This window comes from Acinetobacter sp. BEC1-S18-ESBL-01, assembly GCF_014169935.1.
Lineage (GTDB): Bacteria > Pseudomonadota > Gammaproteobacteria > Pseudomonadales > Moraxellaceae > Acinetobacter > Acinetobacter pittii.
This window is the reverse complement of record NZ_AP022302.1, coordinates 1,428,722-1,451,996: the sequence shown is the minus strand read 5'-3', so window position 1 is coordinate 1,451,996 and position 23,275 is coordinate 1,428,722. Positions and strand designations below refer to the sequence as shown.

The window sequence follows — 23,275 nt, the reverse complement described above, 5'->3', positions numbered from 1 at the left end:
TGTTAATTTATATAACATTGTGTCCATGCGTAACTAAAAATTAAAACTCCTTATCATTGAGAGATATACACTCAATTTTTAATTAAGAAGAGCCGAAATCAGCTGTATCTTTTAAAGCTTTCACATTCCAACTCTTAAATATTATACAATTCCATTTATTTATAATGCCCTCCGCTCGCCATGCTTGCCCAATTTGATGTTAATTTAATTGTTCTACTCGTTCTGCTTGTCTGCGGCTTATTAAGTCAAAATGCAGCTGTAACTATTGCAGCAGGTGTATTGATTGTCGTTAAAATCACACCATTAAATGAGTTTTTCCCTTATATTCAAGCTCATGGTCTTAATTTAGGAATTCTTATTTTAACCATTGGCGTACTCACTCCAATTGCCAGTGGGAAACTCAGTGGAGAGAGTATTTTAAAATCCTTTATTAGTGTTAAGTCTATTATGGCTATCGCAATTGGCCTGTTAGTCGCCTGGCTAGGTGGTCGCGGAGTAAAACTAATGTCGAGCCAACCTGACGTGGTTGCAGGTTTACTCATTGGTACAGTTGCTGGCGTCGCCTTACTCCGTGGTGTACCAGTCGGTCCTCTAATTGCAGCAGGCTTACTCTCTTTATTTATTGGCAAATAAAAAATCAACATGAAAAAGGTGCAATAAAGCACCTTTTTAAGACTTAGGCTAAATTATTTTTTAGCCAGAATAATAGGCGTTTCGTTTTAAAGAGAACTTTTCCAACTGCTTTAAAAAGCCTTCAAAATAACTTTTCTCTTTTTCTTCAGTTCGGTAGCCTGCATATAAAGTTCGTCTTAAACCTGTAGGAGAAACACAATCTAAACGACGACTAGTAACCCATCCCTTTTGTTCATATTCATTGACTACCCAATCAGGTAAAGCAGCAATACCTCGTCCACTTGCAACGAGTTGAATAAGCATTTGAGTTAAATCTGTTGTCCGTATTTGTTTAGGCTGAATATTCGCGGGGATGAAAAGTTTAGACATAATATCTAAACGGTGCTTATCAACCGGATAAGTAATTAAAACTTCTTCGGCCAACTCTTGAACTGTAATATTTTCAGCCCGCACCAAAGGGTGAGTATTTGATAAGACTAACCGTGACTCATATTCAAAAATCGGAAAATACTCAATTCCTTTTAACGCAATTGGATCAGCTGTAATCAGTAAATCAAATTCTGCATTTTGTAAGAGTTCATGCGGATTGGCTTCAAAACCTGATGCAAAGTCTAAATCGACGTCAGGATATTGCTGGCGATACTGATTTAATAAAGGCATTAACCAGTCAAAGCAACTATGGCATTCCGATGAAAAAATAATTCTACCTGTCTGTCCATGCACAATGCGTGTGATATCACTATGTGTAATCTGGATTTGTGGTAAAACATCATCAGCCAATTTTAATAAGCGCTGTCCAACATTAGAAAAACTAACAGGTCTACTTCGACGATTAACTACTTCCACCCCGTACCAATGATCTAATTCTTTTAATTGATGGGAAATAGCAGATGGCGTCAAACAAAGGTCATTAGCTGCGGAAACTAATGAACCATGTTCACGTAAAGCAACTAAAGTTTTAAGGTGGCGTATTTCTAACATGGGCCCAAGCCTAAAAAACAGATTTATCTATAAATGGATAAAGCTCATCTTTGCTTTTCCATAAAACTTTCGACAAATCTTTATTAATGAATTTTATTCACTTTAACATAAAATTAGTTAGTTTGTCTCAACATGAATTTTATTTCACTATCTTTTACTTGCATGAATTTAAACATCTTCAAAAATGAAGGAAAATTAAAACGATTCTATAAAAATTTTTAAAGTAGTTAAAAACTATAAGACAAAAATAGGCCCAATAAAGGCCTATTTTTTTAAAACACTAAAAACTACTGTGCTAAAACATTTAAGCTAATAATCGTATAGCTCTGATCTTTAGGTTTTAATTTCAAATTTAGAGGAGCTGTTACTTCTACTAGGTACTCTCCAACTTTTGGAAACGTAAGTTCGACTTGACCGTTGCCTCCCGCCTTGAACTGCTGCGCTTGCTTGTCAGTTGCACCCTTTTCTCTTAAATTCACTTCAGCATAAGCTAAAGGTTGTCCTTTTTCAGTTATGGTTAATTTAACAGGTTGAGCAGCTTTAATCTGGTTTGGATGTACAGAGAAACTAACTTTAATCGGTATATTCGGAAGCTGAATATCTGAAACTTTTCCTTTAGAAAGATAACTCTGCAATATCCACTCACGTGTTACTTGTTCTGTTTTAATTGTTTTTGTTTTAAGGTCAGTCGGAATCAAATATTCACGTTCTGCTTTCGACGGAGCTTTATCAGCTGGCATATCAAAAAATAAATGCCATGCTTTTTGGTCATATACATATTTCAAAGGATAATTTGCCTGAGTTTGAACAATGTATGTGCCTTCTTCAGGTAGATCTACATCAAAAACAGTAGCAGACTTATTCAGGGCTTCTGAATTGACGGTTTTAAGCTCATTTTTAGGTGTAATTACAGTAAGCTTAGCATCCTTTAAAGCATATTCACTATTTAATGCTTCTTCCGCATAACCAGCAATTACGGGTACTTGAGTCTGTTCAGTTTTATAAGCTACAGGAGCTACATAAGGTTCATGAGCAAAGCCTGTTGTACATATCAATGCAAGTGAGGTCATTAGAAATCTATTCATTATTACAAAATCCTGTTATACGCAAAGTTAAAAATTTCAGACAAAATATAAGCGGATACAGTATACACAAGTAAAAATAATTCTTATTATCATTAATAAATTTAATTTTATACAAAAAAAGACCCGAAGGTCTTTCCTTATTTAATTTGATTTTATTGCTGCTTCATCTTTGGAAATGTTTGCTCGAAATCAATTAGCTTATAGCTTTTTACTAAATCATCTGGTCCGTAAGATACTTCATATGAAGTTTCTTTACCATTAAAATATGCTTCTGTCGGAGTCCCAAATACTTCCCAAAGGCCGATTGAAGCCACATCTGCTACACCATGACCAAAAGCTCTGCCGACTTTCACCCACTTTGAATAACCTTGTTGAAAAGTATAGATCTCAACGCGTGTTCCATCACGGTATTCTGAAAGTACAGGCGCACCAAACTCGGCAATCACATAATTACGAGAACTGCCTGGATTTAGAACATTTAAATTTTTTTTACTTGGTTGATTACCCGCCATAAATACTGCGCAACCAGACATAGATAACATGGCCATACCCATAAGGCAGGTAATAAATAATTTTCTCACGTTTTAGCATCTCTATTTTTAGATATTTATACAAATTGTTGTAATGCTTAAAGTATTACTCAGTAATCATATATAATTTTTAAAAGTTTTTCGATGAATTAATCTATATAAAATTTAAATTTACTTCATTTGAATATGTAATCATTCCCTCAATATTTTAGTTTTTTATTATTCTGTTCTCTTTTCCCTTATACTTCTCTTTTTGAGTCTTGCTTTAACTTATTATGGCGTCCCCGCAATCTCCTCTTTCCACACCTCAACATTACTCTCTCTTTTTAGCAATTTTCTCACTCGCTGTAGGTGGTTTTTGTATTGGAACCACTGAATTCGTCGCAATGGGACTGATTCAGGAAATTGCAAATAATTTAAATATTACAGTACCTGAAGCTGGTCACTTTATTAGTGCCTATGCATTGGGTGTAGTTATTGGTGCTCCTATCATCGCAATTCTTGGAGCTAAAGTACCTAGGAAAACTTTATTGCTCGGCTTAATGCTGTTTTATGGTGTTGCGAATGCCTGTACTGCTTTAGCTCATACACCTGAAACTGTTTTAGTCTCACGTTTCATTGCAGGTTTACCACACGGAGCATATTTTGGAGTCGGTGCGTTAGTTGCAGCTGAACTAGCGGGTCCGTCAAGAAGAGCTTCTGCAGTTGCCCAAATGATGATGGGCCTTACGGTGGCAACAGTAATTGGAGTTCCTCTAGCAACTTGGTTAGGCCAAAACTTTGGTTGGAGAGCAGGTTTTGAGTTTTCAGCAACTATTGCTTTCATCACTTTAATTGCTGTTGGCTTCTTTGTACCCAATATCCCAGTTCAAGCTACTGCCAGTATAAAAACTGAATTAGCTGGCCTTAAAAATATCAATATGTGGTTAACACTAGCAGTGGGTGCAATCGGTTTTGGAGGCATGTTTTCAGTTTATAGCTATGTCTCACCAATTTTGACTGAATACACAGAAGTTAATATCCAAATCGTTCCTATCGCTTTAGCTATCTGGGGTATTGGTATGGTTATTGGTGGTTTAGCAGCAGGATGGCTTGCAGATAAGAACCTCAACAAAACTATAGTGGGTGTCTTAATTAGCTCAGCTATCGCTTTTGTTGTCGCTAGTTTTTTAATGAGTAATATCTATACTGCCATCGCATCTTTATTTTTAATTGGTCTCACGGTAATGGGGTTAGGTGGAGCATTACAGACTCGTCTAATGGATGTCGCAGGTGACGCCCAAACTTTAGCTGCCTCACTCAACCACTCTGCATTTAATATGGCCAATGCATTAGGTGCATTTTTAGGAGGCTGGGTACTCAGCCACCAAATGGGTTGGATCGCTCCAATCTGGGTAGGTTTTGTTTTAAGCCTTGGCGGTCTGATTATTTTACTTATCGCATTTGCAGTAGAAAAAGCTAACAAAAAAGCTTAATTAAAGAAAAGACTAACTTATTACTTCTAATCAGTTAACTTTCCACCACAGTGCGGGCAATAACATTTTTTCTCTCGGACAGACTCTTCTTCCTCTAATACTTTTTCACGCATAATTTGAATAATCAGGTTATGCGCTTGCTCTTTTGGCAATCCTACTTTTTGACGGACCCGCTCTATTTCAATTTCATCATGTAAAATATCAATACCTCGTGCTTGAAGTAGCTCACGAAACTCTTGCTCTAGTCTCTGATTCCGTTGATTAAGCTCATTTGCAAGTCCAGACGCCAAAATACCAGCTGGTAATGCTGCAATACCCACACCCAAAATAGTAATAAGCGCCCCTAATAACTTTCCTAGACTAGTTACTGGAGTGACATCGCCATACCCCACTGTAGTTAAGGTAACCACTGCCCACCACATAGATTTAGGTATTGAACTAAAAGCTTCTGGCTGAGCTTTGTTTTCAACCACATAAATTCCAGAAGCAGTCATAATAATCATGATAATTAAAATAAAGATAACTGCTTGAAAAGAACCTTTCTCACGTTTGATCACGCATAACAATATCTGTAGTGAGATAAAATACCGTGTTAATTTTAATAAACGAAGTAGACGTAAAATCCGAAGCATACGAAGATCGATTCGTACAAAGAAATTCAGATAAGCTGGCAAAATTGCCATCAAATCAATAATTGCTTCCCCACTTTTCATCCAATTCAAGCGGGTTTTCCATACGGATTGTGTCGTATCTCGATCTGCAACACTCCACAACCTTAATAAATACTCAATACTAAAAATTGCGATTGAAATATTCTCAAAGTAGTCAAACCAAATACGATAATTTGAGTACAAATCATTTACTGTTTCCAATAAAACAGCAGCAACGTTACCAATAATTAAAATAACTAAAAAATAGTTAATGCATTTACTTACCGTCGTTTCATAGTCATGGTTGTGAAGATTATTATAAAAAAACTTACGTAATCTCTTCCAAACTGAATTAGGCATATTGATCTGACCACTTAATATTGTAGATATAGTAAGCTCATCGCCTCTATTCACCAATATCGTCTCTAACAATTTTTGTTTTACTTACCCCAAGATTTAAGCCTTAATTTTTTCATCAATTCGTGGCTACACATCGAAATTCATTCTCTTCCCACCACATCACATCGTAGATGCCTGGATGCGATTTTAAAATAATATTTATATAATTTTGCAACACCATAATATGATGAGTAATATCAATTTTTCTAAATAGAAATTTTCTTAAAATCGGAGTATTTGGAGAAATAAAAATTGCGAATCCATTACTATATTCTTCATAAACACTAATTCCGAGATACATTGTTATTTCAGCTAAGGGAATCTCAATTTCCCACCCCCAGCTTTCACTATATAACTCTACATTTAAATGATATCTATTCTTTAATATACTAAAAATATATTGTGCAATATCTTCAGTTTTTTGAACTAAAATACCACCTTCATCAGCATAAGTTTTTTGGTCATATAATTGATAATCATCAAATTTAAATTCAACAATTGTCTTTAGCATTCTTAAGTTCCCTATATAAAATACTCATATTTTTTTTAATTATTTTCAAGTTCGTTCAAATATTTTAAAACAAAAATCAATTTAATATCTAGAGTAATATTTATTTTTACATTTTCATTAAATAAAATTTGATCTATTTATTATTTTCTAAGTCTAATAATGTACAAAGTCTCATTTAAAACAAAAAGGAGCTGAATAATCAGCTCCTTTTTTGTACTAAATCGACGTATTAAGTCAATTGAGCAGCTTGGATCTTCTTAGTATCAACTTGATCAGCTTCTTTAGTATATTCGCTCATCTTGTCGAAGTTTAAGTATTTGTAGATGTCAGCAGAAGCACTGTCGATTTGCGAAGCGTACTGTTGATATTCTTCTGGGCTTGGTAATTTACCAAGAACCGCAGCTACAGATGCAAGCTCAGCAGACGCTAAGTAAACATTTGCACCTTGACCTAAACGGTTCGGGAAGTTACGAGTAGAAGTCGATACACATGTTGTGTTCGGTGCTACACGTGCTTGGTTACCCATACATAATGAACAGCCTGGCATCTCTGTACGCGCACCAGCACGACCATAGATGTTGTACAAGCCTTCTTCCATTAATTGGTGCTCGTCCATACGAGTTGGTGGAGCCAACCATAAACGAGTAGATAATGAACCACCAGGTACTTTGTCAAGTAACTGACCAGCTGCACGGAAGTGACCGATGTTAGTCATACAAGAACCGATGAATACTTCATCAATCTTGTCGCCTTGAACGTCAGAAAGAAGTTTCGCGTCATCTGGATCGTTCGGGCAGCAAAGAATTGGTTCTTTGATGTCAGCTAGATCGATTTCGTAAACTTTTAAGTATTCAGCATCAGCATCAGCTTTTAACAAGCTTGGGTTATCTAACCACTTCTGCATGTTTTCAGCACGACGCGCAAGTGTACGTGCATCGCCATAACCTTCTGCGATCATCCACTTCAACATCGTGATGTTAGAACGTAGGTATTCAGCAACTTTCTCTTCAGAAAGTGTGATTGAACAGCCAGCAGCAGAACGTTCAGCAGAAGCATCAGAAAGTTCGAATGCTTGCTCAACAGTCAAGTCATTTTCCATTTCTGATAAATCGATCTCAAGGATACGACCAGAGAAGATATTTTTCTTACCTTTCTTCTCTACAGTTAAATCACCCGCTTGAATTGCGTAGTAAGGAATTGCATGTACAAGGTCACGTAAAGTGATACCAGGTTGCATTTTACCTTTAAACTTAACAAGTACAGACTCAGGCATGTCAAGTGGCATAACACCAGTTGCTGCTGCGAACGCAACAAGACCAGAACCCGCTGGGAATGAAATACCGATTGGGAAACGAGTATGTGAGTCACCACCAGTACCTACTGTATCTGGAAGTAACATACGGTTTAACCAAGAGTGGATAATACCGTCACCTGGACGTAAAGATACACCACCACGGTTCATGATGAAGTCAGGTAATGTATGGTGAGTTGTTACGTCAACTGGTTTTGGATACGCAGCAGTGTGACAGAAAGACTGCATCACTAAGTCAGATGAGAAGCCCAAGCATGCTAAGTCTTTTAACTCGTCACGAGTCATTGGACCTGTTGTATCTTGAGAACCAACTGTAGTCATTTTAGGTTCACAGTAAGTTCCTGGACGGATACCTTGACCTTCTGGTAAACCACATGCGCGGCCAACCATTTTTTGAGCTTGTGTGAAGCCTTTGCCAGTGTCAGCAGGTTGTACTGGAGTACGGAACAATGTAGAAGGTGCAAGACCTAGTTCTTCACGTGCTTTAGCAGTTAAACCACGACCAATGATCAAGTTAATACGACCACCCGCACGTACTTCGTCTAAAAGTACTGGAGTTTTAAGATCTGCTTCAGAGATTTGTACGCCATCTTTAAAAGCAGTTACTTTTGCAGCAGCATGGTCAATTTTCAATACTACTTCGTCGCCCATGTTCATGTTAGCAACGTCGATTTCTACAGGTAATGCACCTGCATCTTCCATTGTATTAAAGAAAATTGGAGCGATTTTAGAACCTAAGCACACACCACCATCTTTTTTGTTTGGAATGTGTGGAAGTTCATCACCAAAGAACCAAAGAACAGAGTTAGTTGCAGACTTACGGCTTGAACCTGTACCAACAACGTCACCAACGTAAGCAACTTGATTGCCTTTCGCGATAAGTTCTTTAATTTGGCTTAATGGACCAACTTCACCTGGTTTTTCAGGGTTGATACCATCACGCTCGTTTTTCAACATTGCATTTGCATGTAATGGAATGTCTGGACGGCTCCAAGCATCTTGAGCTGGAGACAAGTCATCAGTGTTTGTTTCACCAGTTACTTTGAACACAGTGATTTTGATTTCTTCCGGAACGTCAGGACGGCTAGTGAACCATTCTGCTTCAGCCCAAGATTGTAAAACAGCTTTAGCAGCTTCATTACCAGCTTTTGCTTTATCTGCTACATCATGGAATGCATCAAATACAAGAAGAGTTTTCTTTAATGCTTCAGCAGCTAAGCCTGCAAGTTCAGCATTGTCAAGAAGCTCAACAAGTGGTGCTACGTTATAACCACCTAGCATAGTACCAAGTAAGTAAACTGCACGTTCTTTAGAAACGAGTGGTGAAGTTGCTTCGCCTTTTGCAATCGCTGCCAAGAATGCTGCCTTTACGTAAGCTGCTTGGTCAACACCTGCAGGAACACGGTTTTCAAGCAAATCTACCAAGAACGCTTCTTCGCCTGCTGGTGGATTTTTTAATAGTTCAACAAGCTGAGCTGTTTGAGCGTCATCAAGTGGCTTCGGTGGGACTCCGAGTGCGGCACGTTCTTCAACGTGTTGGCGGTAAGCTTCTAGCACGGTGTTCATTCCTCTTTTTTTGAAAAATTACTTGCAAATTCCAGCTTTCTTAAAAGCTTCACAAGTAATATGGACTACAAAAGTTTACTAGAGTTCAAGGTAAAAGTTAATGAGCGCGGGGTGTTTCTCCGTGATGCCCATTATTTTGTATCTAAATACCAGTGTCTAAATAATGAGCATACTGGGCTAAATTGAGCTTTTTTTAAACAAAAAGAGCTTCTGCTAGATGAAAATTCAATAATCTCAACCGCAATTAGAACGATTTATATTTTGGCATTTTGTCATGAGGTGTTGCCAAACATTCATCCATCATTTGCTTTCTAACTTTTTCTTGAATTGCTTGAGGATCTTTTGTCAGTTCCTCTTTTGGAATTGCATAAACTTTTTCAATAATATTAAGAATGAATTTTTTAGTTATCTCATCTTCAATTTTATTTGCATGCTCAACTGCCTGCGTTTTTTCAATTGCTTGCTGACGATCAAAAACAATACTTCTTGCAGCATTTCCTACGCTAGTACAAAAGCCATGCCACTGCTCTTCTGGTGTTAATGGTTTCTTTTCTGAACAACCCACAAAGAGCAAACTCATTGCAATCAATAAAATCTTTTTCATCATTTCACTACACTAATTATTGCTGTCCATATCATACGGAAAATCATCGTTTTTGCCAAAACTGCTATAAAAAACCGAGATCACAAAATCTCGGTCTTTTGTATTAAGCATTAGACATGCCTGTTTCATGATTTGAATTAATTAAAGAATTTGATATCCGTAGGTGTTGATATTTTTGCTGCATCGCCAGCTGGTTTTAAGGTGCCATTTTTTGCATCAAAACGGAATAAACTAATATTGTTACTATAAACATTGGTTACATATAGATACTTACCAGATGCATCGAATGAGAAAGCACGTGGTTCAATACCATTCGCTTTATAAACAACTGGCTTAGCTAGCAATCCATTCTTTTGGATTTTAAATACTAAAAGTTTGTTGTCTGCACCTCGATTGGCAGCAATCACATATTTACCATTTGGGCTAAGGATAATTCCACTCGCACTCTTAAATTCAGGTGTTTTGTCCTCGTGGATCAGTTTTAGCTCAGCCACTTTTTTCAAATGACCATCTTGCACGTTAAATGTCACAATTTCACTTCGCATTTCTGCGGTAACATACGCATGTTTACCATTGGGTGAAAAGACCATATGACGCGGACCAGAACCATGCGTAAAACTTACATCGCGGTTGGTATCCGCTTCAAGTGGCTGAGCCTTGTTGGGGTTATAACGAAATGCATAGACTTTGTCATTACCGAGATCGCTAGCATATAAATACTTACCATCTGGACTAAAAGTTGTCGAATGAGCATGTCCACTTTCTTGGCGACCTTTAACGTGGCCAGAACCTTCCTCAAAAACAATATTTTGTACTTTTTCACCCAAATGGCCATTTGGTAAAATTGGCAAAACAGCCACACCACCACGGCCTTTATCGAACGCTGAATAGTTCGACACAAACAGGAACTTACCATCTAAACTGATTGTTGCATGTGTTGGATGTCCACCATGACTGTCCACTGTGTTCAACACTTCCACCTTTCCGTTTTGAATAGATAATGCGGTCACCGCACCTTCGTTTTCTTCATTAGTGGTATATGCAAAACGTCCATCTTTCGACTTCACAATCCAAGAAGGACTTTTCATTTTCAACACATTAACTGGAGTTAAAGTTCCATCGCTATTTACTTGAAGCTGATACAAACCTTCACTGGCTTGTTTTGGTTTTTGCGCAAGCGGTGCATTAGGAATTGATGTCCATGTTCCTACTAAAGCAATTTGTTGTTGTGCAGCATTTACGGTGGAGCACCATCCAAATGACAAGAGCGTCAATGACAATGTTGCTGTTAATTTTTGAATTAGGCCACGATATTTAACGTTGATATCGTTTTCCTTGCCATTTTTAATTTCAACATAAGTATCTATATTCACTACTATATCCTTGAAAAAACCCACCTTATTTGCATTTATCAACAAGGTATATCAATCTAATTTCATTTAATGTTTCTGAAAACTAATTTATAAAACAGCAATTTTCAAGTGAATTTTCTTTAATCAATACCTATCCAAGGCTTCTTTACTCTTAAGAGAAGCGATACTTTAGATGATAAATAATCAACTTTTTTAAATGTTATGAAGGCGTTATTAAATTAAAAGCCCACAATAGTGAGCTCTTAATTCATTCATTGTTGGTTTCAACTAACTAAAAGCGCCAGTTGTAGAAAAGATCGATTGCTCTTTCTAAAGATTGACTTGCTTCTAAGTATAAACGTCGATTCATTTGATAACGTAAAGTGAGTTTGTTTACAGGAGTAAACACCCCAACACCATAACGAATAAACAGATCCGGTGTGATATAACCAGTTAAACTCACTTGCGTATCATCACCTGTACCTTGAGCATCTAAAGCTAGGCCGCTCAAACCAAACGTACGCCCAATCTGATTAGTTAAAGCACGTGTACCACCCAAGCCCATACTAATACCCGCAGCAGCAATGGTGTTGTTTACATCAGATTTAAAACCTTCTGCATTACTCAAGCCACTCGAACCTTCATTAATACGACCAGTCACAAGCGCATTCAATGCTTCTTGCTCAGATAGACCTGCATCGTTATAAACCTGAATGTTTGGTGATGTCGCAGTACCCGTAACACGTACCCCAACCATGCTTCCCTGAACATTTTTATTCGCATCGATATCTAAAGTCGGGTTAGCCAATGGTCCATTAAAACGGGCAATTGCTCGGTTCAAGTCTAGACTTTGTCCATAGGCTTCGATTTTCACTTTTTGGCTAACACCAATCGCCCCGTTAGCTCTCATTGCAGTCTCATAGCCACGTTGGCTTAAGTTGAGACGACCAACTAACGGAATATTACTGTTAAAGCCTTGGAAGATAACTTGTTTTCCAATATTAACAGAAATATCAGCTCGTATATCCCAAGGTTTAGCGGCCCGTAAAATTGCAAGTGGGTCTTGACCTTGGCGCACGATACGAACATCTGATGAGGTATTAATAATTGGAGCAGTTGTTTCTGGCATTGAAATACGTGCACGAGGAACATCTACAGATCCTTTTAAGCTTAACCGCTTATCAAAAGGATACATATCAAGTGTCAGATTCGGATTGGCAATTGCGGTAATTAATGGCGCTTGACGTACCAGTAAATTATCACCTTTAAGATTTAATTGAAGGCGTGGGGCATCTTTCCACTCAAAACTACCTTTAAGCAAGCCTACACCTTGCCCACTGTTAAATGCCCCATCAATTGTTGCCATATCCTGACGAATTGATGAATACACCTGAACATTGGTTAGATTTACTGGCAGAGAAATCATACTGATCGCACCATTTTTCAGGCGCATTTCACCAGTAAATTGAGGTTGAGTTAATGTACCGTTGACTTTACCAGCCAAGGCTAACGTCCCACTCATTGAGCGAACATCTTGAATAAATGGTTTCAAGACTTTTAATTGAACATCATTAAAGGCCACTTCACCATGCATTGGCATTGAAGACTGGAATGGGTTGATAATAACATTCGCATAACCCGTACCAATATCCGGTGTTTTCACATCAATACGGAATAACAAACCCTCTGATACACTTTTTGCAATCACCCCTAACTCATCATAAGCCAAAGTCGTTGCAGGATCTTGTGGATCTTCAGCAGCTAAACCAATTTCACCTTTACGCGTAATTAAACGTGCATCAAGTTTTGGATTACCACCATTTACCCACGATGCCTTAGCGTAACCATTTAATTGTCCAGTCATCGCTAAGCCTTCTGGCATAAATGCCGCGAAATCACTTAAGTCCATGTTCTGAGTTACAAAGGAAATATTCCCTCGTGCTTTACTCACTCTTACAGGCTGATCAAAACAGAGCTGACTATTGGTACTTTGCCAGCAATGTTGGCCCACATATAGCTCAGATTTCGCCGAAGAAAAAATTACCGGAGCATTTTGATTTTGTGCCAGACGAATTCGTCGTGAATCAAAACTTCCTTTTTGGATTTGACCTAACCAATCATTCTTTTGATTAAATCCACCTGCCAACTGAACATAGAACTTGGAAACACTATTATTGCCAAGTACTTTCAATAAATGTGCTTTCCTTGTTCCTGTCAAATTCACTTCAGCGGACTGAATTTCTCTATTTCCGCTACGTAGATTATTTAATTTTGCGGTTAATTGAGTCGGTGTTGTTTCCGATGTTGGAAGCTCACCTTGAATACTCAATCTCTTCACACTTACGAGTGTATTAAAAGCAAAATTATCTACGGCAATATTGGCTGTTGCTTTTAAACGTGGTTGTGATTGAACATTCAAATCACCATAAGCTCGACCGCGCAGTCCCGGATATAACTCGTAGAGTGCTGGCGCATTCAGCTTAATTTTTAGATTTTGTGCATTGCCAGTAGCTTGTAGCTGGTTCTGTCCATACACTAAAAATAAGTTATTCGCTTCAAATTGCTGAGGTAAAAAGCCATTTTGATTAGAATCCATCAATAGAGATAGATTACCCTTACCCCGAACAGGTTTATTATTTAAAAAGCCTGCAAGATTCAATTGCTGAATATTAATTCGCTTCAAGTGATCAGACCAAACCCCTTGAGTTTTCAGGTTTCCTGAAATTTCACCTTTAACAGTTGAGGCAAAATATTGAGGTTTAAAGCGAACTAATGAACTATTAATATCCCATGCAATGCGGTCTTTTAAATTGACAGAACCAGTAGCATAGATTTTTCCAGCCACACCATCGTGTTGTAATTGGCTAATTCGAATAAAATCTGGCGTGCCCGCTATAGAAAACTTCAACAAACCATTTGCCTGTTTTAAGGCTTTTAAAGACCCGTCATAATTAACCGCAAAGCCTTTAAAGCCACCACCAGCTTTCACGTCATGAAATAACAATGCTGCTGTACTTTTCCCGCCTAAACTTACAGTTTCTTGACCTGCTTGAGCCAATCGACCAGTTAAGTCAATTTTCTCAAACTGAATAATTTGCTGGTTTGGTTTAGCAAAACCATTTGCCTTAATCGAACCATTTAGTAGATTGACTGGCGCTGCTGCATGAATACTTTGCGGATTAAAATCTTTTGCATTTAATAAAGCATTCCAAGCCAGCTGTCGTTTTTCAGTAGGTAATAAAACTTTAGCCTGACCTGTTAAGCTACCTTTTTCAGCAGCAAAACTAAAATTAGGAACATTTAAGATATTATCTTTAACATTCAGGTTGGCTAGATATTGTCCTGCTGGCAATAAAGTTTTTTCATGCTGATATACTTTTGTAGCAACCTTAATATCTTGTTGACCGTCACGTAATGTTAAATCGACTTGACCATTATCACTACTTAACCATCCAATATAAGGCATTGCACGGTCTATATTCGCCCACGCCACATTCATGAGCATTGGTTGAGGTTTATTATTTTTTTCAGGCGCCTGATTAAGCTTGAGTTTCCAAGACTCATAACGGTCAAAATCAACGTTAGCAAATACTTCTGTGCCTTTTTCCAAAGAACCAGTTGAAGCAATAGCAGCATCTAAACTTGGCGGTAAAAAGTCTTGAACCACCTGAGGAATCGCTTTGTCTTTAGGATTAATGCGATCTAAACGACCTTTGATGTCCCAAGTCACATGATCTTTCCAATTCACCAGACCTTTAAGATTAACGGCACCTTTCATAACTTGGCCATTGAAATCGGTAATATTAAGCTGATGAACTAAATCAGTATTCATTAAAGCGTTGTACTGACCTTCAGGTAAATTCTCACCCTTTAAATCTGTATCAAGTGCCAAATTAAGCTGTTTAATATCACCTTGAAACTTGATCACACCATTTTTTGCAAATAGTTTTTGTTCTTGTAGCAAAGGTAAATGATAGTTTTTTAATAATAGTTCACCTTGCATTGGAACTTCATCGCGAACAGGATGCAATATTACCCAACCTGTTAATAGATCGGGAGTGGTTGTTGCAACCCCAGCTTTTATAGTATCTAAACTTCCCCGAGCAGCCACTTTAATATTTTGAATATTTAGACTTTTTAAAGATGGGATTCTTAAATCTGCTGTGGCATCTAATGGATATTTACCCCTGAAATCCATTTTACCTGTTGCGTTATGGACTGAAAGATAGCCCATATCCATACTAGATTTTTCAAATTCCAGTTTGGTCTCTGACCAAAGTGCATCCTGCAAATGAACGTCATGAAAACTTACATCTGAGGTTGCCAACTTAATTTCTAAATGATCAACATCACCTTCATCTATACGTAAAACAAATGGCAATTTGATTGGTTTAAATTCAAACGGTTTACCAGAGGGCGGAGTTTTATTAATAATACGTAAGTTGCGTACATCTGCATGGCTTAAATGCACTTCTTTTTCTAATAATAAAGAACGCCATCCTAAGCCTACATCAGCTCGATCTAATGAAACATCGACATCTTTTAATTGCACCAACACATTTTTGAGAATAATGCCTCGCAATAAGTTGCCGCCTTCGTATTCATATTTAATTATTTTCTGAGCTTCTAAAACCCGATCTAATAAAAAACGGCTTCCGCGGTCCGTTGACATCATGATGACTAACGAAGAAGCCAATAATAACAATATGATCAATATCGTCAGCAAGAAGCTACGCAAAATGCGACGCTTCTTCTTAGGAGAGCTTGGTGCCGAAGTGGGCTGCTGTTCTACTTCCGCCATAAAATAAACCTAATAAAATTTTATTTTTAAAGTTGTGGGCCTATAAAGAAATGTAAACGAATCGGATGGTTCTCATCTGAAATACCCGAAGCTACATCTAAACGGATTGGGCCGATTGGAGACTTCCAGCGAATTCCGACACCAACGCTATAAGCTGCTGGATTACTGAAATCTTTATCATAAGCATTACCAAAGTCAGAGAAAACAGCTGCTCGCCATCCGTCTTTGAACTGATAGTTATATTCTAAAGAGCCTACAGCTAAAGCTTGGCCCCCAATTTTATATCCATCTATTTCTGGTGAAAGACTTTTATAGTCAAATCCACGAATTGTTTGGTCACCACCCGTAAAGAATCTAAGATTGTATGGAACTTTGTCAAAATCATCTGTAAAGATATAGCTGAGGTCAGATCTTCCGACGAATTGGTGATCATCATTTTCACCTAGAGAATAAATAAATCTCCAGCCTGCACTCGCAATTGCCATATTGGCATCTGACAGTAAACTCTCGCTGCCTAATTCTAATTTATAAGTTTGTTTAAAAGCTTTTGTTGGGTTTAAACGTGTATTACTTGAGGTTTTAGATGTTTCATAACTAAACAATAATGCTTCTTGCTCAGATGCAGCTGTTTTAAAAGCATCTGGTAATTCAGAAATATCAACATTACCTTTTTGGGTCAAACGGTCTAAACGATAGCGGACCCCAATAGTATGCTGCCAATTTCCTAATGGACGTTTGATTACGCGCTCCCCGCCCACAACAGCAGATTCGGTTAACAGGCTTACATCTGGACCAATATCATCCCGTGTTTCACGCTCATAACCGCCAACGATATTGAAATAGTCATTTAACGGATGTTTATAGGGAATACTATATCGACCATCAATCGATTGACGAATTTCAGAAACTTCTAAGTTGGCATCAAAAGAATGGCCATATTTATTTACGATAGAACGGCGATATTGACTACGTAAACGCGCCCCCGTATCGGTTCCATAACCAATACCAGTTTCCAAACTATTTAGCTTGTCAGCATTTAAAGTCACAATAACTGGAATTCTTTTTGTTTCACGTGCTTGAGCTTGTAAATGATCCTGTTCAGTTTCCTGTTCATCATGCTGAGCTGCGGCGCTTTGCAACATCGCAGTTTGAGGCTCTGCCTGTTTTGCATTTTGTGTTCCGGCAAACTGTTTTTCATCGACTACGTTTTGCGTAACTTCTTTATTTGATGTCGCTAATTGACGTGCTTTCGCAAGTTGTCGTTGTTCTGGTGAAAGTAAATTAGACTCATCAACATCAATATTTTGTTCATCCACCAAAGCTTGTAAATCTGGTGGTAGCTCAAGTGGCTTTTCAATTGGATCTGGTTTAATGCTATCAACCAATGTGTAATTAAAATAACGCGAGTTGGTTAGGTTATTCGCAAGCACATTTACACGCCAGAAAGCATAGTCATCACCTTCTTTCCAAGGCGCCATACTTTCTAAGATATTTTGATTTAATGGCAAAGGTTTCGAAGGATCGCTCATACGAAACTCGACCTTATCTAATTTATAACGCTCACCTGTCTCGTAGCGTAAATTAATATCGGCCTTATTTTCTGGCTGACTTACTTTTACATCATGCAATCGCCAATAAGCATCAAAATAACCGTTATCAGATGCTGCATCGACAATACGGGTTTTAGTGGTTTCATATAAACCGTGATTAAAGATATCACCAACATCTTGATCAGGAACTAAGCGAATAACCTGAAATTGCGGCTGCTTTTCGCCTGGACCTGTAAACTCAATATTTTGCTCATTAATTCGTACTGGTTCATTTGGTGTCACCCTGACACGCACACGACTCGGACTTAATTTTTCAAATCGGAACTCAGCATTATAGTAACCAACAGCTTGAGCAGCCTGATTACTTAATGTTCTAAGCTGAGGTAAAGCAGCATTAAAGTCTTCAAAAGATTCTTGAGTAAAAGTTGAAAGCTTACCTTTAATATTTTTAGCTAACACATCTGAAGCGCCTTCTACCTCTGCGCTAATACGCGGTACTTGTTCCATCGGAATTGCACGCGGCGGACGTACTTTATTTAAAATACGTTTAAAGAAACCAGCTTGCTCAGGTGGTTCTTCGGCCTCTGGTGTCAATTCAGGTAGTGTTTTTCCAGTCTCATTGGCTTCCACTACAATCTTACTATCAGACTTAATCTCTTGCATAAGCTGATCAATATTTACTGGCGCCTGATTAATTTGATTTAATTCAGATTGAGTTGCATCGCTTACAGTAACTTCAGGGAGTTTCTGAGTCCCATTTTGAAAGTTCTGTGCTTCATTCTTTGCTTCTTCTGCTACCCTATAAATTTCATTTGCCATGTTTTGATCAACAGGCATATCGGGTAAATCTTCAAGGTTATCAAGTGTAATTGGCTTAAATTCATCAATTTGATTTGGAAATTGTTCTTGTTGTTGCAATATAGCCAAGCTATCTTGTTGCTGCTGAGCTTGGGTTACAAGTGTAGCGATATCTGTAACTGGAGCAGTATATTGCTCGTTAACCTGAGCTGACTGTTCAGTTGACTCATCAGATACTGTCTGGTTTAAAGTTGTTGATGAACTATTCTCAACAGAAGTTTGAGCAAAACTTGGCGTTACGCAAACGCTTAACAACAAGCTGCTACAAATAAGTTTAGGAATGCCCTGCATTTTTAAAATTAAATGCATAGAATGTGAGAGAGTTGACTGTTTAAACTTAATTTTAGAAGGCATAGAAAACTCTAGACTTATTTTTTAATAAAACGCACCAATGTGAGTGTAAAACTCACTCAAAACCATTGATTTTTCATTTAATCAAGCGTTAAAAATATCATACATGGTTTTCGATGCAAATTAACACTCGGTCACATTTTTTTATAAAACACAATGAAGTTTGCACATGATGAAACAAGATGAGCACCTGATGACCTCACGTCGGTTTGTACCGATGTTTTTTACCCAGTTTTTTGGCGCATTAAATGATAACGTTTTTAAGCAAGCTTTATTATTGGTGATTACTTATGGATGGATTCAGCAACAATCTGCTCCCGTAAGTACTCTTAATAATTTGGCAGCCCTCTTGTTTATTCTGCCATATTTCTTTTTTTCAGCCACAGCTGGACAAATCGCCGACAAATACCAACGATCTCAACTCGTCCGTGGTATTAAAATTTTAGAAATCATCATTATGCTCATCGGTACTGCGGGTTTCCTGTTAGGAAACTTATGGCTACTTCTTTTTGCTTTATTTTTGATGGGTACGCATTCGACTTTCTTCGGCCCCATTAAATACGCAATTTTGCCTGAAATCTTAAAACCGAACGAGTTAATGTCTGGTAATGCGCTATTTCAATCCGGCACATCCATGGCGATCTTGTTCGGAATGATCTTAGGTGGTGCCGTAATTGCCTCATCAGATGGTAATTTATTGTGGATTAGTATCACCGTAGTAGCTATTGCTTGCATAGGCTATTTATTTAGTCGCTTCATTTTGCCGCAAAAAGTTGCTGCACCTGACTTAAAGATTGACTGGAATTTTATCCGTACAAGCTTTCAAACCATTAAATATGCCAAAAGCTTACCGCTAGTATTCACAATTTTGCTAGGCAACTCATGGTACTGGTTTTATGGCGCGACTTATTTAACTCAAATTCCGCAGCTTACCCAGCAAAACCTTCATGCATCAGAAAATGTCGTTAGTCTGTTACTGACTTTCTTTTCAGTCGGTATTGGTGTGGGTTCTCTTCTTTGCCGTAAAATTGGTGGTTCAGAAATTAATATTAAAATGGTGCCGATTGGTGCAATTGGCCTTACTGTTTTTGCGCTCTACCTTGCTGCCAGTTTAGCTTTTGTACCAGAAAGAACTGGGGCATTACTTACCTTAAAAGATGTTTTTACCCAAGGCTGGGTTTACTACCATGTCATGATTGCTGTGACTTTATTGGGTATTAGTGGCGGTTTTTATATTGTTCCCCTATATGCCATGATGCAGGCTTATTCACCACGTTCACATCGTGCACGTGTTGTTGCAGCGAATAACATCCTAAATGCCGTTTTTATGGTTTCTTCTGCAATTTTTTCAATCTTAATCTTAAGTGTTTTAAAAATTGATATTAAAATACTATTTATTATTACAGCTGTACTTAGTGCAATCTTTAGTATCTGGCTTCTCGCTAGACTAAAACCAATGCTTGCCACAGCCCACCTTTCTTTAGAGGACTAATTTATGCGCCACTATACTGGAATTGATCAACTTATTAACTCATTTGATCAGGCATTGCGTAGTCTTGTTCCGGGTGCAACAGCAGCACAGCGTCAAAATCCAGCTGAAACAGTAGAAACAAAACTTGGTGTAGAAGATGCTCGCCATGTCGCAGGTTTAATGCGTGTTAACCACAGTGGCGAAGTATGTGCTCAAGCACTTTACCATGGGCAAGCATTAACGGCGAAATTGCCAAATGTACGTCAAGAAATGCAACAAGCAGCGATTGAAGAACAAGATCACTTAGCTTGGTGTGAAGATCGTTTAAAAGAATTAAACAGTCATACAAGTTTGTTAAACCCAATCTGGTACGGGCTGTCATATGGCATGGGTGCCCTTGCTGGTATTGCAGGTGATAAATATAGCTTAGGTTTTGTTGCTGAAACTGAGCGTCAGGTTAGTCTGCATTTGCAAGATCACTTAAACCAGTTACCCGCTCAAGATGAACGCTCTCGTAAAATTTTAGAGCAAATGAATGAAGATGAATTGCATCACCGTCATACTGCACTTGAAGCAGGCGGTGTTGAATTACCGTATGCAGTAAAAATTACGATGACTGGTATTTCAAAGTTAATGACAAAAACGAGTTATTATCTTTAAAAACCAAAGGATTGATCTCATTCAGATCAATCCTGTTTAAAATATTATTTTAAGCCGTGATCATATTTGAAACGTTCGATATCTCGAATTGAATTCCAATAGTTTCTGTTAATACGGTCACGATCAATTTGTAATTCTCTTAAAAGCTTACGATAACGCTCACGCTCTTCTGGCTTTAATTTTTCGTTATAAGCACTATCAGAATATTGCTTAAACTTTTCATCATAACGGTCATATTCATTTTTTGCATTGTAGTAATCTGAGGCAGTTAGATAATAAGGTCTTAAACGATTACGCTGCTCGATTGGGCATACATTAATATTGCCGTTACCCTCTAAAGCGTTATAAAAAATATTTGATGGCTGGCAATAATACCCTAAGCCCTCTTTATACCCACTTTCATATGACTTTTGATCTGGAACAATATTGGCTTTTCCACACGCTTTGTAATATTGATCTAAACGTGGCGAAGACCCCTTTGAACCATCTTTCTCACCCACTAATGACCAATTCGCAGTCTTACATTCTTCTACGCTCATTGCAGCACAACCTGAAAGGCTGATTGCTAAAATGGCTAAACCGATATTTTTCATATTAAGAAAACTCAAAAATAAAATTAAAAAACGCAAAAAATAAAATTCCAGTACCTGTGCTATATAAGCCTTGCTCAATTCAAGATTTATAAATAAATGTTTAACTGGATAAGCATTTAAGTTTAAAACAGTTTGACCATCTCACCAAATGAGAAGCTTAAATTTTTAGCTTTATTTAATTTAAAAAAGAGAAATCCGTAGAATTTTGTAATGCGCTGACTGCTCTTATACACTAATTTTACTTTAAAAATTGATTATCAAAATAAACTACAATATATTGATTATAAATATAAAAAATTAAATTACTCATAAAATATTGTTCAACCATCTTTACTCTTTTTTTACGCGATTTCCTTCAAAGGCTAAGGTAGGATTTTAGCTAAATAACCACCAAGGTTTTTTATAATGAGTACACTTATTTACCCAAATTTAAACTTAAAAGATCCTCACTTTAAGGCATTTAAAATATCAGATAATTTTATTCCTCCGACACAATCTGGTACTTTCCAATCAGATCTTTTTTTAAAAGAAGTTGATGAATATTTAAGTTTATATCCTCACACTCAGCACATTGATATTTGTCTACATGACTTAAACGGGCATATTCGTGGCAAACGTATTGACGTTAAGAGTCTGAAAAATCTATCTAATGGATGTTATTTTCCTCTTTCTGTTTATGCCATGAGCCTTGATGGAAAAGTGATTGAAGAAACAGGCCTAGGAAAATATATTGGTGAACCAGATAGACTTTGCCTGCCCATTTTAGGCAGCTTGCAACCAAGTGCCTTATCCCCAGAATTAAATGCTCAGCTTTACCTATCAATGCAAGAAGAAGATGGTTCAGACTGTCGCTATGAACCACGTAATATATTAAAAAAATTATTAAATCAGTTACATGCTAATAATTATTTCCCTGTCATGGCTGCCGAGCTAGAGTTTTACCTTTTCTCACCTCAACAACAATCTGAGACATGTTCAGAAAACCAATGTTTTGATATAGATGCGCCAAATAACTACCAACAAGTCCTAGATGAAGTTGAAAAAGCAGCCTTACTACAATCAATTGAAATTACCGCTATTGTTGCGGAATCATCCCCTGGACAATACGAATTAAATCTTCAACACAGCCATGACATCTTGAAGCTTTGTGATCAAATTAATGCCTTAAAAAGAATTGTAAAACAAGTTGCAAGAAAGCATGACCTAACTGCCTGTTTCATGGCGAAACCGAACTTATCAAAGGCTGGTAGTGGTATGCATTTTCATATGAGCATGCTTAATCAATACCATGAAAGTATATTTAGTTCAAAAGTAGAAAAAGATGAGCTTTCAGTCAAATTATTGAGCGCGATTAGTGGCCTAATTGAGTTAATGCCTGCATCTATGGCGATTTTAGCGCCTAATATTAATTCTTATAGACGTTTTAAAATTGGTCATCACGTGCCATTAGAAGCCAATTGGGATACTAACAACCGAAATGTTGCAATCCGAATTCCATGCTCAGATGTACAAAATCAACGCTTAGAATATCGTGTTGCTGGAGCTGACTGTAATCCCTATCTGGTTACAGCGACTATTTTAGCGGGCGTATCTTATGGCTTATCTCATAAATTACCGCTGCCAAAACCTGCACATCTTTTAAAGTTTCCAGACGAGCACATTTTATTAGCCAACAATCAGCCGGAAGCCTTAAAAATATTTAAAGGAAGTCTTATTTTAAAAGGGTATTTAGGGGCAGACTTTGTAGAACATTGGTACACGGTTAAACAGGCTGAATATCAAAACATTTATAGTCAAATGACTGAAGCAGAACAACATTGGGATATATAAATAAAAAAAGCAAAAAAACTATAAACCACTTTGCAAACCCTTAGGGAGAAATACCCTAAGGTT

The 23,275-nt window shown here is 37.5% G+C and carries 16 protein-coding genes; 5 read left to right on the top strand and 11 right to left on the bottom strand.

The window, feature by feature from the left end:
- Positions 1 to 180: 180 nt before the first annotated feature.
- On the top strand, positions 181 to 633 hold the full coding sequence (locus H7R46_RS06730; protein ID WP_032012958.1) for a DUF441 domain-containing protein: 453 nt from the start codon (positions 181 to 183) through the stop codon (positions 631 to 633).
- A gap of 60 nt (positions 634 to 693) precedes the next feature.
- Here H7R46_RS06730 and H7R46_RS06725 read toward each other — a convergent pair whose 3' ends face one another.
- The 3 genes from H7R46_RS06725 to H7R46_RS06715 all read right to left on the bottom strand — a co-directional run bounded on the left by H7R46_RS06725 (position 694) and on the right by H7R46_RS06715 (position 3,280).
- A complete protein-coding gene (locus tag H7R46_RS06725) occupies positions 694 to 1,614 on the bottom strand; it encodes a LysR family transcriptional regulator (protein WP_002122195.1) in 921 nt (306 codons plus the stop codon).
- A 287-nt stretch (positions 1,615 to 1,901) separates the two neighbouring features.
- Positions 1,902 to 2,699 (bottom strand): DUF4198 domain-containing protein, encoded by a 798-nt coding sequence (locus tag H7R46_RS06720; RefSeq protein WP_032012960.1) that lies wholly within the window; start codon positions 2,697 to 2,699, stop codon positions 1,902 to 1,904.
- A gap of 152 nt (positions 2,700 to 2,851) precedes the next feature.
- Positions 2,852 to 3,280 carry a hypothetical protein gene (locus tag H7R46_RS06715; protein ID WP_017398490.1) on the bottom strand — a complete coding sequence of 143 codons (429 nt, stop codon included), beginning with the start codon at positions 3,278 to 3,280 and terminating at the stop codon, positions 2,852 to 2,854.
- A gap of 224 nt (positions 3,281 to 3,504) precedes the next feature.
- Between H7R46_RS06715 and H7R46_RS06710 the strand changes: the two genes are divergently transcribed.
- Positions 3,505 to 4,704, top strand: coding sequence for an MFS transporter (locus H7R46_RS06710; protein WP_005068580.1), 1,200 nt, complete (start codon positions 3,505 to 3,507; stop codon positions 4,702 to 4,704).
- Positions 4,705 to 4,730: 26 nt separating this feature from the next.
- Here H7R46_RS06710 and H7R46_RS06705 read toward each other — a convergent pair whose 3' ends face one another.
- The 7 genes from H7R46_RS06705 to H7R46_RS06675 all read right to left on the bottom strand — a co-directional run bounded on the left by H7R46_RS06705 (position 4,731) and on the right by H7R46_RS06675 (position 18,661).
- On the bottom strand, positions 4,731 to 5,714 hold the full coding sequence (locus H7R46_RS06705) for an ion transporter (RefSeq protein ID WP_025469807.1): 984 nt from the start codon (positions 5,712 to 5,714) through the stop codon (positions 4,731 to 4,733).
- A 115-nt stretch (positions 5,715 to 5,829) separates the two neighbouring features.
- The gene (locus H7R46_RS06700) at positions 5,830 to 6,264 is read right to left on the bottom strand and encodes a hypothetical protein (protein ID WP_005068573.1); all 435 of its coding nucleotides are present in this window, start codon (positions 6,262 to 6,264) and stop codon (positions 5,830 to 5,832) included.
- A gap of 229 nt (positions 6,265 to 6,493) precedes the next feature.
- A complete protein-coding gene (locus H7R46_RS06695; protein ID WP_005068571.1) occupies positions 6,494 to 9,133 on the bottom strand; it encodes a bifunctional aconitate hydratase 2/2-methylisocitrate dehydratase in 2,640 nt (879 codons plus the stop codon).
- A 253-nt stretch (positions 9,134 to 9,386) separates the two neighbouring features.
- The gene (locus H7R46_RS06690; RefSeq protein WP_005068569.1) at positions 9,387 to 9,749 is read right to left on the bottom strand and encodes a hypothetical protein; all 363 of its coding nucleotides are present in this window, start codon (positions 9,747 to 9,749) and stop codon (positions 9,387 to 9,389) included.
- A 134-nt stretch (positions 9,750 to 9,883) separates the two neighbouring features.
- Complete coding sequence (locus tag H7R46_RS06685; RefSeq protein ID WP_005068563.1) at positions 9,884 to 11,119, bottom strand: lactonase family protein; 1,236 nt, start codon at positions 11,117 to 11,119, stop codon at positions 9,884 to 9,886.
- Between the two features lie 271 nt (positions 11,120 to 11,390).
- Positions 11,391 to 15,899 carry a translocation/assembly module TamB domain-containing protein gene (locus H7R46_RS06680; RefSeq protein WP_005068560.1) on the bottom strand — a complete coding sequence of 1,503 codons (4,509 nt, stop codon included), beginning with the start codon at positions 15,897 to 15,899 and terminating at the stop codon, positions 11,391 to 11,393.
- A 26-nt stretch (positions 15,900 to 15,925) separates the two neighbouring features.
- The gene (locus H7R46_RS06675) at positions 15,926 to 18,661 is read right to left on the bottom strand and encodes an autotransporter assembly complex protein TamA (RefSeq protein WP_005068558.1); all 2,736 of its coding nucleotides are present in this window, start codon (positions 18,659 to 18,661) and stop codon (positions 15,926 to 15,928) included.
- A gap of 166 nt (positions 18,662 to 18,827) precedes the next feature.
- Here H7R46_RS06675 and H7R46_RS06670 point away from each other — a divergent pair, with 166 nt between their 5' ends.
- Together H7R46_RS06670 and coq7 are read left to right on the top strand one after the other, a co-directional pair.
- Entirely contained in the window at positions 18,828 to 20,150 is a 1,323-nt protein-coding gene (locus tag H7R46_RS06670) for an MFS transporter (protein ID WP_182924248.1), read from the top strand.
- A 3-nt stretch (positions 20,151 to 20,153) separates the two neighbouring features.
- Complete coding sequence (gene coq7 / locus H7R46_RS06665; RefSeq protein WP_005068555.1) at positions 20,154 to 20,789, top strand: 2-polyprenyl-3-methyl-6-methoxy-1,4-benzoquinone monooxygenase; 636 nt, start codon at positions 20,154 to 20,156, stop codon at positions 20,787 to 20,789.
- A gap of 44 nt (positions 20,790 to 20,833) precedes the next feature.
- Here coq7 and H7R46_RS06660 read toward each other — a convergent pair whose 3' ends face one another.
- On the bottom strand, positions 20,834 to 21,382 hold the full coding sequence (locus H7R46_RS06660; protein WP_005068550.1) for a DUF2799 domain-containing protein: 549 nt from the start codon (positions 21,380 to 21,382) through the stop codon (positions 20,834 to 20,836).
- Positions 21,383 to 21,787: 405 nt separating this feature from the next.
- Here H7R46_RS06660 and H7R46_RS06655 point away from each other — a divergent pair, with 405 nt between their 5' ends.
- Positions 21,788 to 23,212: a glutamine synthetase family protein gene (locus H7R46_RS06655; protein ID WP_005068548.1), complete on the top strand. Its 1,425-nt coding sequence runs from the start codon at positions 21,788 to 21,790 to the stop codon at positions 23,210 to 23,212.
- Positions 23,213 to 23,275: the final 63 nt, after the last annotated feature.

Bases quoted from the DNA above. Each gene is read 5' to 3' on its own strand.
- H7R46_RS06730 (WP_032012958.1), top strand. From the start codon at position 181: ATGCTTGCCCAATTTGATGTTAATTTAATTGTTCTACTCGTTCTGCTT.
- H7R46_RS06725 (WP_002122195.1), bottom strand. From the start codon at position 1,614: ATGTTAGAAATACGCCACCTTAAAACTTTAGTTGCTTTACGTGAACAT.
- H7R46_RS06720 (WP_032012960.1), bottom strand. From the start codon at position 2,699: ATGAATAGATTTCTAATGACCTCACTTGCATTGATATGTACAACAGGC.
- H7R46_RS06710 (WP_005068580.1), top strand. From the start codon at position 3,505: ATGGCGTCCCCGCAATCTCCTCTTTCCACACCTCAACATTACTCTCTC.
- H7R46_RS06705 (WP_025469807.1), bottom strand. From the start codon at position 5,714: ATGCCTAATTCAGTTTGGAAGAGATTACGTAAGTTTTTTTATAATAAT.
- H7R46_RS06700 (WP_005068573.1), bottom strand. From the start codon at position 6,264: ATGCTAAAGACAATTGTTGAATTTAAATTTGATGATTATCAATTATAT.
- H7R46_RS06690 (WP_005068569.1), bottom strand. From the start codon at position 9,749: ATGATGAAAAAGATTTTATTGATTGCAATGAGTTTGCTCTTTGTGGGT.
- H7R46_RS06680 (WP_005068560.1), bottom strand. From the start codon at position 15,899: ATGGCGGAAGTAGAACAGCAGCCCACTTCGGCACCAAGCTCTCCTAAG.
- H7R46_RS06675 (WP_005068558.1), bottom strand. From the start codon at position 18,661: ATGCCTTCTAAAATTAAGTTTAAACAGTCAACTCTCTCACATTCTATG.
- H7R46_RS06670 (WP_182924248.1), top strand. From the start codon at position 18,828: ATGATGAAACAAGATGAGCACCTGATGACCTCACGTCGGTTTGTACCG.
- coq7 (WP_005068555.1), top strand. From the start codon at position 20,154: ATGCGCCACTATACTGGAATTGATCAACTTATTAACTCATTTGATCAG.
- H7R46_RS06660 (WP_005068550.1), bottom strand. From the start codon at position 21,382: ATGAAAAATATCGGTTTAGCCATTTTAGCAATCAGCCTTTCAGGTTGT.
- H7R46_RS06655 (WP_005068548.1), top strand. From the start codon at position 21,788: ATGAGTACACTTATTTACCCAAATTTAAACTTAAAAGATCCTCACTTT.